The following is a 15,403-nucleotide window of genomic DNA, read 5'->3' as shown; positions in this document are numbered from 1 at the left end:
CCAATAAATTTTCTCTAAAGGCTGTTTTTTTGTATTTTTGCACATATTTTAAAGATGTTATGCTGACTTGTACGGAGGCCGTCGTGCTGCATTCGGTGAAGTATGGCGACGGCTCGCTCATCGTTGAGATGCTGACGGAGGAATACGGGCGCTTGTCGTTTATGGTTCGTGTTCCGAAGACGTCGAAGGGAAGGCTGAAGCGCCAGTTGTTTCAGCCCCTGTCGGTGTTGCGCCTGGTGTTCGACTACCGGCAGCGGGCAAATCTCCAGCATCTGCGCGATGTGCAGGTGGCACTGCCTTTCTCGTCGATACCTTTCGAGCCGTTGAAGTCATCGGTGTCTCTGTTTCTTGCGGAGTTTCTCTATCATGCTACGCGCGGCGAGCAGCGCAACACATCTTTATATAATTATATAGCGAAGAGTCTGGAGTGGTTCGACGGTGTGGAGCATTCGTTTGCGAATTTCCATCTGGTGTTCATGATGCGTCTGACGCGTTTCATCGGTTTCTTTCCGAATGTAGAGGGCGGGGCGGAAGGCGACTGCTTCGACCTGCGCAACGGTCGTTTCTGCACGTCAGCGCCGATACATCCCGACTTCCTTCAGCCTGTGGAGGCTGGGCGCATTCACACGCTGATGCGTCTGAATTACGCGACGATGCACCTTTATCGCATGAGCCGTCAAGACCGTCAGCGCATTGCCGACGTGATTTTGCACTATTACGCCATCCACGTGCCCTTGTTCCCTGAACTCCGCTCGTTCGATGTGCTGAAAGAGGTGATGGGGGCGGTTGTCGAAAAGCCGTCGGAAGTCCCTTCTACTGATTCGTGATGTGGCGTCCGCTTTGTATGATGAGGTCTGACACCTGCTCTTTATATTCTTGATTTTCCAACAGTTCTTCGATATTCAAGTGCATCCGGTAGCGCCAGTAGTGCTTCGGGTTTGCCGGCTCGTTGATGCGTTCGTGCGAGTCGTCCTTCAGTCGCAGCTGCTCGTCGATGGCAAGCCAGTCCTGTATGGCGATGATGCAGAGCATGGATGGCGACATGAGGTTGCGGAGGATGATGTCGCTGGCGAGCCATCCCGGTAACGGGTGGGGTGCCGGTCCTTGTCGGAAGAGCATGGTGTTGAAATAGGTCTGCGCCCGTTCCCAGTCTTCCTCCCACCACTGGCGCAGCGTCGGCATGTCGTGGCTGGAGATGGTGCACACGGAGCGGTAGGGATTTCGGGCGAGGTCGCCGAAGCGGTCGCGTGCGTCCTTTGGCATTGCTTGTATCTCGAGACTGAGGATGCGCAGCTGGTCCATGACCCATGCGACGCACTCAGGCACCATGCCGAGGTCTTCGGCGCAGACGAGCATGCGTGTTGACTGAACGAGTTTCGGGAGTTTTTTCATGGATTCCTGATACCAGAACTGGTCGTTGCGCTGATAGAAATAGTCGTGATAGAGGCGGTTGAAGGCTGCCTTGTCGTCGTCCCACAGCGATTCGTAAATGAAATCGCCATGCACGGAGATGCGTGGGTGGAACTTCTTCGGGTCGCGGTGGTCGCGAACGAACAGCACGTCGCTGATGAGGGCATAGAGTCCGTCGCGCAACCGCCGCTCGGTGTCCGATGTCTTGCCGGCGAATGCCCGTTCCACTTTCCGTTGGGTGTCGAACGCCTCTTTCATCCGGTAGCGGCCGTCGGACGTGGGGGTGAGGTAATTGTCGCGCACGGTCGGTGCCAATTCGCCGAACAGTCTGTCGAGCACCCAGTCGGTGATGAAGGGTTCGGTCAACAATTCTTCCTGCCAGTAGAGTCCATAGCGCTCGATTTCCTCCCGTGTCATGCCCAGTGCCGGTGCGAAATGCCCGATGACGCCGTGCACGGCATGGGCTGGAATCTCCCAGATGCGGAAGAATCCCAGTACATGGTCGATGCGATAGGCATCGAAAAACTTCTGCATGTGGCGGAAGCGGCGTGTCCACCAGGCGCAGTCGTCTTTCAGCATCTCCTCCCAGTTGTAGGTGGGGAATCCCCAGTTCTGTCCGTTTGAAGAGAAGAAATCGGGCGGTGCGCCTGCCTGTTGGTCGGTGTTGAAGTAGTGCGGTTCCTGCCACACGTCGCAGCTGAAGCGGTTGACGCCGATGGGGATGTCGCCCTTGAGGATGATTCCCCGCTCCCGTGCATAGTCGTGGACAGCCCGCATCTGTGTGTTCAGCACGAACTGCACGTAGTAATAGAACGCCACGTCTTTCCATTTCTTTCCGTTGGGGAAAGCGTATTGCTTGCGTTCACGCTCGTTCCACGACTGGTGGTCGGGCCAGCAGGTGAAGTCGGCAGTGTGATATCTGTCGCGCAGAGAGCAATAGACTGCGTACGGGATGAGCCATTGCTTCTCCTCGTCGAAGAATTGGCGGAAAGCGTCTGTCTGCATCGTTCGCTCACCTTCGTGCACGTAGCTGACGTAAAGGTATTCCGTCTTGGCTTTGTTCACCCGTTCGTAATCTATTTGCGGCAGTGCGTTGAGCTCCTCCTGCAAGGCGGCAAACCGTTCGCGTGCGCCGTTGTCGGTGAGTGGGGGCAACTGCCGGAGGTCGGCATACTGCGGATGGAAAGCAAACACGCTGATGCATGAATAGGGATAGGAGTCGGTCCAGGTGTGCGTGAGGGTCGTGTCGTTCACGGGCAGCACCTGCAAGATGCGTTGTCCGGTAGCAGCCATCCAGTCAATCATCGTCTTCAGGTCGCCGAAGTCGCCAATGCCGAAGCTGCCTTTCGTGCGCAGTGAGAAGACGGGAACCAATGTTCCTGCCACTCTCTCGTCGCCAAGCAGGAAATGCACTTCGGGCAATTCATAGACAACCACGTCGCCATCTTTCATCGGTGGCAGCGTGATGGTTCTGTTATCGCCGCTCTCCCACATGGGGATGACCTTGTCCATGACGACGAATTTGAATTCCAGACGAGGCTCTTGTAATGTCTTCGTGTCGAGTTCGACAATCCATTCGTGGTAGTTGTGCTCGGTCATCTCCACTGCCCGCTGCGGCTGCCATTCGCCCAACAGGTTACCGGCACCCATCACGCACAGTCGCTGATAGGAGCGGAGTTGCGGAGCGCGCACCTTCAGGCGCACCGTCTGGGCAAAAGATGTCTGTTTTCGTGAAAGTGTCTCGTGGTGATGGAGACATTCGGTGAAAGCCGAACTGTAGAGATAGGAGTTTTCGGGAATGTCGATCCAGTGGTCGTAGATGGTATATCTCTGAGCTTTCAGGCACGACAGTTCCAACCGGTGGCGTATGGTCATCCATTCCCTGCGGACGATTTTTGCCTTGCGGTCGATGACGCTGTAGAAATAATCGATATAGGATTCGCCTTCAGTCTCTATGCTGCAGGTCCAATGTGCATTGTCCGCAGGTTGCATCCTGACCGTTGCCCTCACTTCGCCCTCGTCGCTATTGAGAATGTTCAGGGCAAGTCTTTCGCCAGGGGATGCCAGATAGTCGATGTAAAAGTATAGTTTCATAAAAAGAAATGGCTTGATAGTTATTGCAAAGGTAATTATTTTTTTGATGAAACCATGAAAAAAAGGCAACAAAAAACCCAGCGTCTTTCGACAACTGGGCGTTAGAAAGGAGGAGTGGTACCTCCAGGAATCGAACCGGGGACACACGGATTTTCAGTCCGATGCTCTACCAACTGAGCTAAGGCACCAATCTTTCATGCAAACCATATTGAAACGATTGCGGGTGCAAAGATAAGACTTTTTTTTGAATCACAAGCATTTTTTTAAAGAAAAGTGATGAAAAATTTGTCTGAGACGTGAAAAAGACCTATCTTTGCACCCGCAAAATGACAATCGTCAGGATGCTTTCGGGATGTAGCGCAGTTGGTAGCGCACTACGTTCGGGACGTAGGGGTCGGGCGTTCGAGTCGCCTCATCCCGACAAAAAAAGAGTCGAGTAGTCGGCTCTTTTGTTTTTTTAGGGAGAGTATGGCACGAAGTGTTTTGGGTCAAATGTCGCCTCATCCCGACCAAAAGCGACAATCGGAGAAGTTCGGTTGTCGCTTTTTCTATTCCATCCTTGCAACTGCTTGAAAACAAACGGAATGTCTTAAATACCTCGTTCTCGGTTTCAGTTCGATAATCATCTGTGTTCTTATCGAAGTAAATCCCACTCGGAAACACCAAATTTTGAAGTTTTTGCCTGCTTGCGAAATCCCCATCTTGCCACAAAGTGCCTAAATTACAAGATATTGCGATTGCTTGGTCTATGAATTTCTGAAGGTTCGATAAATTTTTGTCAGCATCTGCAAGACCTCTCTCTATTTCTGCCAAATCCTTGTTTAACGTGCGGATGGTCGTTTGATAGACTGCATCTGAAATTTCCCCAAGTCCAAGGCGCACTTGCACCTTTTCAATCTTATTCATGATTTCTGACTTACGTTTCTTCAAGTCGCTTCGCATAGTGCTTTTATTTCCGTTGTAATCGTTAAATACCTTATGAAGTACCTTCGATAATACCGGAACAAACTCTGTAGGTATCTGATAGGTATTCAACAACTCAATATATAAGTTGTGCATGAATGTAGACTCACTAATTGACTTTGCCACCGACATAAAAAACGCTCTGCAAAGTGAAAAAATAACAGAAAACGACATCAATGGAAAATATCATTCAAAATAAGAGACCGAATAGCAATAGTCGGTCTCTTATATTTTGATTTTATGTATGCATATCATATGCGCTGATAAAACAAAAAATAATCCTCAAGAAGATGTAAGTAATAATAATTGTGCCAACAATCTTAACCCATTTTTGTTTTAAAAACGATTTTGTGTAGCCCTTCGCTTTATCGTGTACAATTGGATGTCCACAATTAGGACAAACAATTGCCTTGTCTGAAATCTGTTTCCCACAACTTGGACATTCTATTAGTTCCATAATTTTATTAACGCTTTATCATACTTAATTTTTGTTTAGCCATTTGATTTCCTTGTTGTGCGGATTTTGTAAGCCAATTAATTGCATCTTCATAATATCCATTTCTATAACATAAATCACCCATAAAACATTGAGCGACATCATAACCATTTTCAGCTGATTTAGTAATCCACTTGATAGCTTCGTCTTGGTTCTCCTCCACACCATAACCTTTTAAAAAACACATACCATAATTATACATGCCTTGTGGGAGACCTGTTTCAGCTGAAAGACGAATTAACCTAATACCTTCTTGCACGTCCTTTACAACTCCATCTCCATTCAGATAACAAGCACCTAAGTTAGATTGAGCTGGTGGGAAATCTTTTTCAACTGCTTTTTTGTATAGACTTACAGCTTTTTGAATATCTCTTTTTACGAAAACCCCGTTATCATATATTTCTCCAAGATTATACTGAGCATCTTCTATACCTTGTGCGGCAGCTTTTTCATACCATTTAATACCTTCTTGAATGTTTTGAGAAACACCCATTATTCCATTAATATACATGTACCCCAAATAGAATTGCGCTTTAGGCATACCATTTTCTGAAGCCTGTTTAAACCATCTAAAACATTCTTTTTCATTTTGTTCAACACCTTGTCCTTTCATATAGAGATAGCCCAAATTATATTGGGCATCTGCATTACCTTCTTCTGCAAGTTTTACAAGTTCCTCACAATACTCGATTGGTACATTCACGCCATTTTTCGACTTGCTTCCACATGAATTCTTCACCAACTAAATTGGGTCAAAGCAGACCGAAATAAACCTTAAATCAAATCGTGTAAAACGCTGTCTTACAATTAACTCCGTTTAACCAACCTTATTCTTCGCCTATTGCGCGTTTGCCCCGATTAGAGTAATTTTGTACCGCCATTGTACCTCGGGTGGATGAGCAGAGGGTTCGTAGGGTGTTCCCTTAAATCACCTTATTTCCCCTTAAATCCGCTTAATTGGTTTCCGTCAGGGACCATCCCCCTAAAAACGGCAGAAATTGACAAAATTACTTGATATGGGCAAGAATCAAACTTCACAAATTCCCAACATCCTTCTGTCCGTGAAGGATGCCTCCATCGCCATCTCTGTCAGCACTAAGATGGTGCGATTGCTTATTGCCTCCGGCAGACTGAAAGCCGTCAACCTCGGCAAGCGGATGACACGAATAAGCCTACAGGAACTCACAGACTTTGCCCAAGGGCAAGGTTGTAATGTCGTGCTACCTTCTTCTTCCCTTCCTTTTAATAATGACAAAAGGGAAAGGAATAAGAAGAATGCCGATGCCAAACCGGAGACGGGCTGCATAAATAAGACTGCTAAGTGCCGCATGACACCAGCCAGTGAGAAAGCCCCTGAAGGTGTTACTCACAAAACCCATTATACAATGGCAGAGGTGATGAGCAAGTTCAACATCAAGTATGGTCGCCTTTATGAGATACGCAACCGCTATCAGTTGGCATCCGTCCATGCCTGGGGTACGACTGCTTTCAGGAAAAAGGATGTCGAGAAGGCTATTGCCAAGTACGATGAGGAACAAGGCAAGGCACAGCAGGAAGCATACTACACCTGCTTTGACATCATGCAGAAGTATGGTTTGGGTAAGACGCAAGTACGCCGTTTTGCCGAGACACACGGTGTCCGTATCAAGAAAGCCAAGGGCGGCAGGGCTAACCTCTACCTCAAAGCGGACTGGGAAGCAGCCCGAAAGAATGCCGAGAAAACGAGTGCCAGCACCAAGGCGAAACGGACATGAAGCTGGATATGAGAGTACAAATGTTGGTACTACTTGCTGCAATGATTAGAACCAATCCTGCAATCCGAGGCTCAAAACGGCTGGTTTCTGACCGTTGTACCCTGATTGTAGCTTTGTTCTCTCTAACTTTGCAGTGCCATCCGAAAAAGATGTACCCCGACATTGGCAATCCTTTTGGAATCAAGGAGTACAATGAATGCAGTGCAACTATCAGCCCCGTTTATAGTATGATTTTCGCTGCAATTTCATACTCAAACGCTAACTCAGGTTAAATCTGATACATTGAGGGTCAACATTTTAGGCGCAACCTAAACAAAGGGCGTACCTTTGCAATCGCTTGAAGTCCCAACCGCCCATGAAGGGCAGCGAAGGACAACCAAAAATAGATAAATGTAATAACAATATAAAATAGCAGACATGACGAATTTGTGTACCAAGGTCACAGTGCGGAAGCGACCCATCAAGAATGGGCAGACATCGCTCTATCTCGATTTCTATCCACCAATCCGCAACCCGAAGACTGGCCGTCTGTCAAGACGCGAGTATCTGGGCTTATACATTTATTCCAACCCTACTGAGAAGTTTCAGCAGGAGTACAACCGCAGCATCATGCAGAAGGCAGAGCTTATCAAGTGCCGCCGCACGGAGTCCATCATCAACGAGGAGTTCGGTTTCCTCGACCGCTCCAAAGGGCAGGAGAGCTTTCTTGACTACTTCAAGCTGTGTATGAATAAGACAACCAATAAGGCAAACTGGGAGGCTGCCTACAAGCACTTCGTCAAATATTCGGGTGGCGAGTGCCGCTTCTGCGACCTTGATGCAGCGTATTGCCAGAAGTTTGTTGATTATCTTTTGTCGGCAGAGTGCTATCATAACGGCAAGCCGATGATGCCCACCACCGCCAACAACCACCTCGTAAAGCTGAAAGCCGCCCTTCGCATGGCATATGATGACGGACATATCAAGGAGAACATAGCCAAGAAACTTGTCAAGGCTAAGGGACACGGCAACAAGCGTCAGTACCTGACCAAGGAGGAACTTGTTGCGCTGTCAAAGGCCGAATGTAAGAGCGACGTACTACGCCGTGCTGGTCTGTTCTCCTGCCTTACGGGTCTGCGTCTGTCTGACTGCATCCTGCTCCAGTGGGAGAACATCAAGAAGTCGGGCGATGGCGGATGGGTGCTTGATATCACCACCAAGAAGACAAAGACCGATGCCATCCTGCCCATCAGCGAAGAGGCACTTGCCCTGTGCGGCGAGCGTGGAGAGGGTCAGGTGTTCAAGAAACTGACACCGAACCTGGTTGCCGCCCACCTCAAAGACTGGATAAAGGCTGCTGGCATCACCAAGCATATCACCTTCCACTGTTTCCGTCATACCTTCGCCACCTTACAACTGGCAGGAGGCACGGACATCTACACCGTGAGCAAGCTGCTTACCCACAGCAACCTTGCCACTACACAGGTCTATGCAGAGGTGGTCAACGAACTGAAACGTGACGCATCCGAGCGCATTTCATTGAAGGATGATGCCAGTGAAAGTGCCACTACAGACAAAGAAACACTTGCTCAATAATATTCTTGACGTTAAAACAAAATTAAAAACTCACATGGAACAAAATGAAAGTAATCTCTCTTTCGACCAGCTGCCCAAGGCAGTCGGCGAACTGCTGACCAAGGTGGACTATGTGATTAGCCGCCTTGACGAGAAGAAGGAAGCGGACGATTCATCCCCAACCCAGGATGATGACCAGATGATGACGATGGATGAAGCCTGTCAGTTCATTGGCAAGAAACGCTCCACGATGTACTCCCTCACCTCTGAGCGACGCATCCCATACCGCAAGCGTGGCAACAAGCTCTACTTCTTCAAGAAGGAACTTGTGGAATGGATCCAGAGCGGAGGGGCATACGACAAGCCTTATACACTCTCCGAGCAGGAACAGGCAGAGTTCGACACCCACCTGGAGCAAATGCGTGAGAAGAAACGGCACAAGCCAGCTGCCGTCCAGCAACAATGATTCTTACTTTCGGAGGTGGGACATGACAGTCCCACTTCCTCATTAAAACCACTTGTCATTATGCGATACGCCAATATCAGATACAGTACGCTTCTGAATGAAGCACAGTATGATTACCTGTCGGATGAATGCCAGGACATCAACCGTATGAAGTGTTTCAAGACCTTCATCCGTCTGGCGGTCATGGAACAGACAACCGTGACCAAGACCCATTTCTCAGCTGTCCTACAGCCTGGGCAGTTCATGGCTTCAAAGGTCGAGCTTTCCCTGATGTGGGGTTGCAACCGAAAGACCGCCACCAGAATCATCAGGGAGTTCAATCAGATGGGTATTCTCCGTTCTGAACCGTCAAACCGCACGACCATCCACACACTGTTGTGCCTGTCAGTCTGGTTCACGGATCAGCGGACAATCAAGAATCCTTTCTTTGTCAGCAACCCTATGGTTAAACCCATTGAGAAACCGACAAGACAGACTAACCATGTCCCACCTAAAAGCAGTGCAGAAACAGTTGAAGTCTGCAAGCCGACACCAACAACAGATTCAGGTGGGAGATCTTCTGCCGATACAGGCAACGTGACTAAGGTCATATCGTCCGAATTTCTGGCTGAAGTGAAGAAGGAGCATTGCCTTACTCCTTCTCTTTCCCTACCATCTAATGATAATCTACGCGAGCGCGTGAGTCCAGTCTGTCAGTCTTCAAGCGAAACTGTTGCTGACAACCGCCATTATCCAACAAGCAGCAATCTCCAGTCTGATGGTATGCGAGAAGAGAACAAACAACCTACTGTCGTGGAAGAGGCACAGCAGCTTTCTTGCCATCAAGACGAGAGCTTGCTCCAAGAGGTATCGACAGTAGGGAAAGAAATAGAGGCATGAGCACAGCGTGGCAGTCCGGGACGTGGTGCGGGGAGAAAAAGGCTTGCCTTGTTATAGCCCACTATAACTACACGCTCCGCTTTCGTAGTTGTGGGCTCTTCCGAGGGACTCATGGCTTTGCCCTAAGAACCCACAAGGCGCTGCCCTTGACCCGTTCAGGGCGCTGCCCCGAAACCTCGCTCATGAGTTTCACCCCTGAGAACCCGGACCAAAGAGTGACCTTCTCTCTGGACGCTCCGCTCAGTGGCATCTGCCCCCAAGACCCCTGAGCAGGAAGTGACTCTCTCCCTGCACCCTCCAATCAAGGCTCCGCCCCGATACCCCGATGACCAATTATACAGAAAACCGCTAAAGCAGAATTATGGCAACGACAGCCAAAGCATCCGAGCACATCAAGCCGTGCAACATCGCTCAGAGTGAGCGGCACAACAGGAGGGACGCAGACTACATCGCATCCCTCAATCCTGCCATGCTCTACATCCGCAAAGACCTGGCTCACCTGAATGAAGTGTATGTCGCACCTGACATGGTGGGTGTCAGTCTTCAGCAGCACTATGACGACATCCGTATCATGGTGAAGCAGAAGACTGGCAGAGCGATGCAGGAGAAGGACGTGAAGTTTACCGACAAGAAAGGCAAGCAGCGTGTCCGCCAGGGTTGCAGCCCCATCCGTGAAGGGGTGGTGAACATCAAGCCCGACACGACGATGGAAGACCTTTTGCGCTATGCCGAAAGAGTGCATGAGAGGTGGGGCATCAGAGCCATACAGATACACATCCATAAGGACGAAGGGCATTATGAGGACACTAACGACCCTGCATCATGGGAGCCGAACTACCATGCTCATATCATCTGGGACTGGATGGACCACGACACAGGCAAGTCCTTCAAGCTGAATACTGAGGACATGTCTGCCATACAAGATTTGGTAGCTGAGACATTGGACATGCAGCGAGGGCAGAAGAAGTCTGAGACGAGGATTGACCATCTGGAACGGAACGACTTCATCATCCGGAAGCAGGAAAGCAAGAAGAAACAGCTCCAGGAAGAGGTAAATAAAGCCGCCGCAGAGAAGGAGGAAGTGGAAGCAGAGGTTGAGGCAGCAAAAACGGAAGTGGCAGACTTGTGGAAGGAACACGACTATCTGACAAGTGCCAACCGCACGAAAGCAGAGCGCAGCAACCGGCTCAACCTTGACATCAGAACCAAGACAAACCGTTCCCAGGCACTTGATAATGCCATTGATGCCAAAAAACAGGAAGTTGCGGGACTGTCAGCGAAAGCCGATAAGAAGCTGCGGGACTTCTACACCATCAAGGAGCGTGGCAACTGGCAAGACCCGATGTTCTTTGCCATGTCTGCCTATATCTACCGCATTGACGAGGGCTTGCAGTTCTGCATCAAAGCCATCCAAGACTTTGCCTATTCTGGCTTCGGCGGTCGTGGTGGCAAGCATGGTGACATCTTCTGGGACAACGAGTCATACGCTATCAAACACTACCTAAAGATGTTTGCCGAACTTGCCAGTGCCACCTTGAAGCAGGTAGCGGACTGGTTTGTATGGCTGGCAAGCACCTTGGGCAGGTTCAATGCCAACGAACTCAGACGTGCCGACCATGAAGTCCACGACATTGCAGATGGCAGATACGATGGACGAATACAGAAGTTCCAACAAGGGATATCGAGATAGGGCGACACATACAGCGAGAACTTTGCGGTATTAGTCCGCCCACCGGCAAACTCCGAGTTGACATAGACCTGCTCGCCCTCACCGCTGGTCTTCACCGTGCGCTCGCCGTCGGCATCATGCCAGTAGTTGGTTACGAATCCATTGTCGTCAGACGACAGCAGGCGGTTCTCCTCGTCCCAGCGCAATTTGCGCTCACCGGCCTTCTCGTCGTTCTCACCGTCCTTTTTCTCACGTGAAGTATTGACGTATATGAGGTTGCCGTTGGCATCATACTCATAGGCATGGCTGTTCTTGACATTCGCATCCTCACCGGGTGTCTCCTCGGTGCGGTAGTTCACGTCACCGACGGTTTGGAGCAGGAACTTCTTTCCCGCATCCGTTCCGTAGGTGTATGACAGGTCGTATCTGACATTGAGCGTGACGTTGAACTGCACATTGTCCTGGGTCAGATGCTGGCTCTTGGAAGTGATGCGGTGCATGTTGTCGTAGCCCATGGCGAGGGTGTAGAAAACGAACTAATCTAAGAATTCATATTTAGGCAACTTTGATATTTTAGGATTCAACAAATTGTTTTGGATATTAATTTGAAGATTAATTCTATTAGAATCATATTCTTGCAGTCTTTCCAAATAGTTTTTTTTATCTCCGAACCAGTATCGGAATATAGCATCATCCCATTTGTTTATGTTTTGAGATATTTGTTCATAGACATTTTCCGCAGATTTATAATCATTACAAATCAAGGCAATATTATAAATCAACGTATATACTTTCATCTCCAATACAAAGTTTCCAGAAATACCGGGATCTTCAATGATTTTGTTATATAGAAACTTAATGATATCAAGGGACGTGATGTCCTTTGCTGGAATGAACGGAATTTGTAAAACACATTGATGAAGGATAAAACTAATATCTTCTTCTGTCATATTTTCAGGAAGATAGATATCCAAATTTTTTGTATCTACTATGGCTTGTTGAAACAACGGTATTTCTAAGCATTCTTTGAGAGTTGCTTTCCAAAGAGGGAAAATGGTGAAATATATTTTATACGCATTTCTGCCCGGAACTTTTACCGTTACAATTCCCATAAGGGTACAATTTATCACATAAACGAAACTATTTGAAGTAATGCCCTTCAAATTAAAAGTTTTACAAATGATTTCAGCAAATTGTTTTTTTGTCATATTATTCATTTTAATGAAATGATATTCTTATATACAAGATTTCCGTTTTTATCATACAAATATACGTGATTGTTCTCGATTTTATTGTCTCCCGGAGTCTGTTCAGTACGATAATTCACATCTTTAACATTTGTGAGCTGGAACTTCTTACCGGCTTCAGTGCCATAGGTATATGTCAGGTCATAACCGACATTGAGCGTTCCGTTGAACTGCACGTTGTTCTGGGTCAGATGCTGGCTCTTGGAAGTGATGCGGTGCATGTTGTCGCAACCCATGGCGAGGATGTAGCCCGTGCCCTTGCTGTCGACTCCCGTGTAGGTGCCTGTAGCCGTGGCCAGACGCTAGAGGTTGTCATAGGTGTAGGTATGCGCCATCTGTCCGCCTACCTTGTCGCTTTGTGGCACTGATGCACCGTTGACCACGCTGGCACGTTGCTCACGCCTTCGTATGTAAAGCAGATGACTCCGCTCGCAGGATGGCTCACCTCAGTACTACGGTCGCCCATGACATAAATGGATGTCGTCATGTTGCTCTTGACTTTTTTTACATTGTGCGAATATCATTATTAAGTTCTTTTCTCCATATTAGAGTACCAATAATTGTAAAGATAATGGTGAACAACAAAGCAGCTTTGGCATAACCCACAGGTAGGTAATCTCCTTCAAAAAAAAGATAATCAGTTTCTGAAGAATAGTATAATTTAGGGAAATCTCCAGATTTTATTTTGTCCAAGATTCGGTCTCCCGTATGTAATGTATATTGTTTTGATTTATAGGTTATAAAAATTTTATTTGAACTCTTATAGTTACTTTTTTCCTTAAATCCATTATATATATAATCAACAATAGGTTCCTGTGTTCTTTCTATATGGTTACCATATAAATGGCATAGATACAAAACAACAGTTAAAATTAATCCTGCGCAAAAATTTATCTTAAATAATGTTTTAATCTTCATGTTCTTCTATGTCTATAGTTCGTGGAAAATCCTCCCATTTTTGTGAATCAGAATAGTATATCTTTGACTCACCAACTCCGTTACTGAAAGACAGAGTATAGTGGACGGAATCTATCCGTTGATAATAAAAAGGAGGGTTGCCCTCGTCTATTATGGTAATTCCAATATCTGTAAGAGACATAGGAACAGTCCCGACGGAATCTATATAAGAGTCTATCTGTTTTACTATAGCATTTCCGCTATCAATCATTTGGGATTCATATCTACAACTGCATAGTAGAAATAGAACGCTGAACATGACCAAAGTAATTTTCATATCAAGGATTTTGATTTGTGTAAACTGGTGTCGTAGTATGATTCGTGCGAGAAGGTGGCTGACGGTCACTTACTTCAGGCATTACGAATCAAACAAAAAGTTTTCGGTATTTCTAATAACTTTTCTTGGAATGTCAGATGATTCAATAACGCCGAGATTCTCGTTAATAATGTTTTTTAATGACATTTTTAATTCCAAATGGTTCTCCCAGAAAATATTACTAACACTTAATACTGCATTCAGCAAATCTCCTTCATAAAAATCTCCTTCTGCAAGAATATTCATTCTGAGATATCCCAAAGCAATAGGCATCATATCATCGAGCAAGATTTCTTGATTGATAAGAAATCTTACATCTTCAATGTCAAGATCAGCAACTTTAGTATGGTATAATCGATACAAATTTTGCTGGATGAAGGAATCATCATGAGTGGGAGTAGGACCCACCCACTCATGATGAAGTAATTGAGAAATTGTCTTATTCAAGTTTTTCTGCATTTTTACGCGCTTGATTTAGAATATCACCCATTGGCTTTTGGGGTCTTTTGTCGATGAATGTAACGTAGATTGTTCGTCATGCGCACATTACATGGGCGCAAAGTTACAAAATATTCTTCAAAGAGGTTCTGATATGACAGACTTTAACACGATATAGTGCACATTTCCCTCTAAAATGAATCAAAATGCCATGCATGAGTTCGGCTTGAATTATTAACCGACGCTGTCTAACAGCCAATTATCGCAGTCGTGGTACAACGTCGGTACAAACGTCCCCTTTTGACATACATTTCTATCTCTTTTGACTGGCCAAAAGCCTTGTCTTTGCTCACTGCAGTTGCCAAAAGCTCAAAATGACTTAAATTTACATGTTAAATAATCTTAACGAAATGTTAAATCTTATTTGGCTTTTCAACCCGAATTTTGCGTTCCAATCATGCCGAACACCCCCAGATTGCAATTACACTTTTTTGTACCTTTCAATTATGGGTACTCCCTGCTATATGCTGATTTACAACTATTTGCGATTATCCGAAACACTTCCACATGAAATAAGACTGAGGGATATTACAAAAACAAGCCCTCCAATTGTAATCCCGCGTTTCATTGTACTAATCATAACGCAATAAGTTTTTAGGCATCTGTGACCCTGCGATGCTGGTTGTTATTACGTTTGGGAGGCATATAAGAAAAGCGGAGTCACCATTTGCCTAAACTGCCGTGTGGGGCTTGGACTCCCTGAAATCACAGAATAGGAATGCTACTCCGCTTGGCAGTATATCGCAAATGATACGAATACACACCAAGAGAGCGTTTCCCACTTTCTGATGATTTCATTGGCAGATGCCAACAGGTGAAGTGTCCAAGTTCACACGTTCAGAAAAGCGAAAATGCGCTGTCTCATATGTCTGTCAATTGCCTGTTAAGGCAATATGACGTTGCAAAGATATTAAAAAATTTTGAAAAAACGCTCAAGTATCTGGAACAAACTTGACTTTCGATGCCAATTTTCTTGATTTGCGACTACTTGAATTATCAAAACCGACTCAAGATAACTTTTTATATTAAACAGCTACGCTTTTCGCTCGTATCAAAACTCATTCCAAAGATTGGGTTGAGGCTCAATTTTACTTGAAAAA

General features: G+C 46.6%; 15 protein-coding genes, 2 tRNA genes and 1 pseudogene. 8 read left to right on the top strand and 10 right to left on the bottom strand.

Features of this window, described 5'->3' with window-relative positions; translation table 11 throughout:
• The first annotated feature begins 59 nt into the window (after positions 1-59).
• Positions 60-827: a DNA repair protein RecO gene (gene recO, locus GRF55_RS10880; protein WP_220368423.1), complete on the top strand. Its 768-nt coding sequence runs from the start codon at positions 60-62 to the stop codon at positions 825-827.
• On the opposite strand, the gene GRF55_RS10875 is transcribed toward recO, so the two are convergent.
• Both GRF55_RS10875 and GRF55_RS10870 read right to left on the bottom strand, forming a co-directional pair.
• On the bottom strand, positions 814-3,504 hold the full coding sequence (locus GRF55_RS10875; protein WP_220368422.1) for a 4-alpha-glucanotransferase: 2,691 nt from the start codon (positions 3,502-3,504) through the stop codon (positions 814-816). The two genes, recO and GRF55_RS10875, sit on opposite strands and share 14 nt — an antisense overlap.
• A 115-nt stretch (positions 3,505-3,619) precedes the next feature.
• Positions 3,620-3,692 (bottom strand) — tRNA-Phe (locus GRF55_RS10870).
• Positions 3,693-3,852: 160 nt separating this feature from the next.
• On the opposite strand from GRF55_RS10870, the gene GRF55_RS10865 reads away from it, so the two are divergent.
• Positions 3,853-3,925, top strand: a tRNA-Pro gene (locus GRF55_RS10865).
• A 780-nt stretch (positions 3,926-4,705) separates the two neighbouring features.
• On the opposite strand, the gene GRF55_RS11875 is transcribed toward GRF55_RS10865, so the two are convergent.
• Together GRF55_RS11875 and GRF55_RS10855 are read right to left on the bottom strand one after the other, a co-directional pair.
• Positions 4,706-4,924 carry a zinc ribbon domain-containing protein gene (locus GRF55_RS11875; RefSeq protein WP_220368421.1) on the bottom strand — a complete coding sequence of 73 codons (219 nt, stop codon included), beginning with the start codon at positions 4,922-4,924 and terminating at the stop codon, positions 4,706-4,708.
• Positions 4,925-4,931: 7 nt separating this feature from the next.
• Complete coding sequence (locus GRF55_RS10855) at positions 4,932-5,666, bottom strand: tetratricopeptide repeat protein (RefSeq protein WP_220368420.1); 735 nt, start codon at positions 5,664-5,666, stop codon at positions 4,932-4,934.
• Positions 5,667-5,979: 313 nt separating this feature from the next.
• Here GRF55_RS10855 and GRF55_RS10850 point away from each other — a divergent pair, with 313 nt between their 5' ends.
• The 6 genes from GRF55_RS10850 to GRF55_RS10825 all read left to right on the top strand — a co-directional run bounded on the left by GRF55_RS10850 (position 5,980) and on the right by GRF55_RS10825 (position 11,306).
• Positions 5,980-6,717 (top strand): DNA-binding protein, encoded by a 738-nt coding sequence (locus GRF55_RS10850; protein ID WP_220368419.1) that lies wholly within the window; start codon positions 5,980-5,982, stop codon positions 6,715-6,717.
• On the top strand, positions 6,714-6,989 hold the full coding sequence (locus GRF55_RS10845; protein WP_220368418.1) for a hypothetical protein: 276 nt from the start codon (positions 6,714-6,716) through the stop codon (positions 6,987-6,989). Before GRF55_RS10850 ends, GRF55_RS10845 begins: the two co-directional genes overlap by 4 nt.
• A 145-nt stretch (positions 6,990-7,134) precedes the next feature.
• A complete protein-coding gene (locus GRF55_RS10840; protein WP_220368417.1) occupies positions 7,135-8,292 on the top strand; it encodes a site-specific integrase in 1,158 nt (385 codons plus the stop codon).
• A gap of 34 nt (positions 8,293-8,326) precedes the next feature.
• Complete coding sequence (locus tag GRF55_RS10835) at positions 8,327-8,737, top strand: helix-turn-helix domain-containing protein (RefSeq protein ID WP_220368416.1); 411 nt, start codon at positions 8,327-8,329, stop codon at positions 8,735-8,737.
• A 60-nt stretch (positions 8,738-8,797) separates the two neighbouring features.
• A complete protein-coding gene (locus tag GRF55_RS10830) occupies positions 8,798-9,616 on the top strand; it encodes a hypothetical protein (RefSeq protein WP_220368323.1) in 819 nt (272 codons plus the stop codon).
• A gap of 361 nt (positions 9,617-9,977) precedes the next feature.
• A complete protein-coding gene (locus tag GRF55_RS10825; RefSeq protein WP_220368415.1) occupies positions 9,978-11,306 on the top strand; it encodes a plasmid recombination protein in 1,329 nt (442 codons plus the stop codon).
• Here the strand turns inward: GRF55_RS10825 and GRF55_RS10820 are convergent.
• The 6 genes and pseudogenes from GRF55_RS10820 to GRF55_RS10800 all read right to left on the bottom strand — a co-directional run.
• A pseudogene (locus tag GRF55_RS10820) lies at positions 11,300-11,812 on the bottom strand (type IV secretion protein Rhs); the annotation flags it as partial. The gene GRF55_RS10825 and the pseudogene GRF55_RS10820 overlap by 7 nt on opposite strands.
• A 9-nt stretch (positions 11,813-11,821) precedes the next feature.
• Positions 11,822-12,493, bottom strand: a complete 672-nt coding sequence (locus tag GRF55_RS10815) for a hypothetical protein (protein ID WP_220368414.1) — start codon at positions 12,491-12,493, stop codon at positions 11,822-11,824.
• 5 nt (positions 12,494-12,498) lie between these two features.
• Positions 12,499-12,768: a hypothetical protein gene (locus tag GRF55_RS11870; RefSeq protein ID WP_370626718.1), complete on the bottom strand. Its 270-nt coding sequence runs from the start codon at positions 12,766-12,768 to the stop codon at positions 12,499-12,501.
• A gap of 107 nt (positions 12,769-12,875) precedes the next feature.
• Positions 12,876-13,019 (bottom strand): hypothetical protein, encoded by a 144-nt coding sequence (locus GRF55_RS11865; RefSeq protein WP_370626717.1) that lies wholly within the window; start codon positions 13,017-13,019, stop codon positions 12,876-12,878.
• A 17-nt stretch (positions 13,020-13,036) separates the two neighbouring features.
• Positions 13,037-13,450, bottom strand: a complete 414-nt coding sequence (locus tag GRF55_RS10805; RefSeq protein ID WP_220368413.1) for a hypothetical protein — start codon at positions 13,448-13,450, stop codon at positions 13,037-13,039.
• 397 nt (positions 13,451-13,847) lie between these two features.
• Positions 13,848-14,252, bottom strand: coding sequence for a contact-dependent growth inhibition system immunity protein (locus tag GRF55_RS10800; protein ID WP_220368412.1), 405 nt, complete (start codon positions 14,250-14,252; stop codon positions 13,848-13,850).
• Positions 14,253-15,403 lie beyond the last annotated feature (1,151 nt).

Origin of the sequence: Prevotella sp. Rep29, from assembly GCF_019551475.1 — a bacterium.
In the GTDB taxonomy this organism is placed as follows: Bacteria; Bacteroidota; Bacteroidia; order Bacteroidales; family Bacteroidaceae; genus Prevotella.
The sequence above is the reverse complement of the archived record's forward strand: the minus strand, read 5'-3'. Positions and strand labels throughout refer to the sequence as shown.

Bases quoted from the DNA above. Each gene is read 5' to 3' on its own strand.
- GRF55_RS10840 (WP_220368417.1), top strand. From the start codon at position 7,135: ATGACGAATTTGTGTACCAAGGTCACAGTGCGGAAGCGACCCATCAAG.
- GRF55_RS10875 (WP_220368422.1), bottom strand. From the start codon at position 3,504: ATGAAACTATACTTTTACATCGACTATCTGGCATCCCCTGGCGAAAGA.
- GRF55_RS10830 (WP_220368323.1), top strand. From the start codon at position 8,798: ATGCGATACGCCAATATCAGATACAGTACGCTTCTGAATGAAGCACAG.
- GRF55_RS10815 (WP_220368414.1), bottom strand. From the start codon at position 12,493: ATGACAAAAAAACAATTTGCTGAAATCATTTGTAAAACTTTTAATTTG.
- GRF55_RS10845 (WP_220368418.1), top strand. From the start codon at position 6,714: ATGAAGCTGGATATGAGAGTACAAATGTTGGTACTACTTGCTGCAATG.
- GRF55_RS11870 (WP_370626718.1), bottom strand. From the start codon at position 12,768: ATGGGTTGCGACAACATGCACCGCATCACTTCCAAGAGCCAGCATCTG.
- GRF55_RS11865 (WP_370626717.1), bottom strand. From the start codon at position 13,019: ATGACGACATCCATTTATGTCATGGGCGACCGTAGTACTGAGGTGAGC.
- recO (WP_220368423.1), top strand. From the start codon at position 60: ATGCTGACTTGTACGGAGGCCGTCGTGCTGCATTCGGTGAAGTATGGC.
- GRF55_RS11875 (WP_220368421.1), bottom strand. From the start codon at position 4,924: ATGGAACTAATAGAATGTCCAAGTTGTGGGAAACAGATTTCAGACAAG.
- GRF55_RS10850 (WP_220368419.1), top strand. From the start codon at position 5,980: ATGGGCAAGAATCAAACTTCACAAATTCCCAACATCCTTCTGTCCGTG.
- GRF55_RS10825 (WP_220368415.1), top strand. From the start codon at position 9,978: ATGGCAACGACAGCCAAAGCATCCGAGCACATCAAGCCGTGCAACATC.
- GRF55_RS10835 (WP_220368416.1), top strand. From the start codon at position 8,327: ATGGAACAAAATGAAAGTAATCTCTCTTTCGACCAGCTGCCCAAGGCA.
- GRF55_RS10805 (WP_220368413.1), bottom strand. From the start codon at position 13,450: ATGAAGATTAAAACATTATTTAAGATAAATTTTTGCGCAGGATTAATT.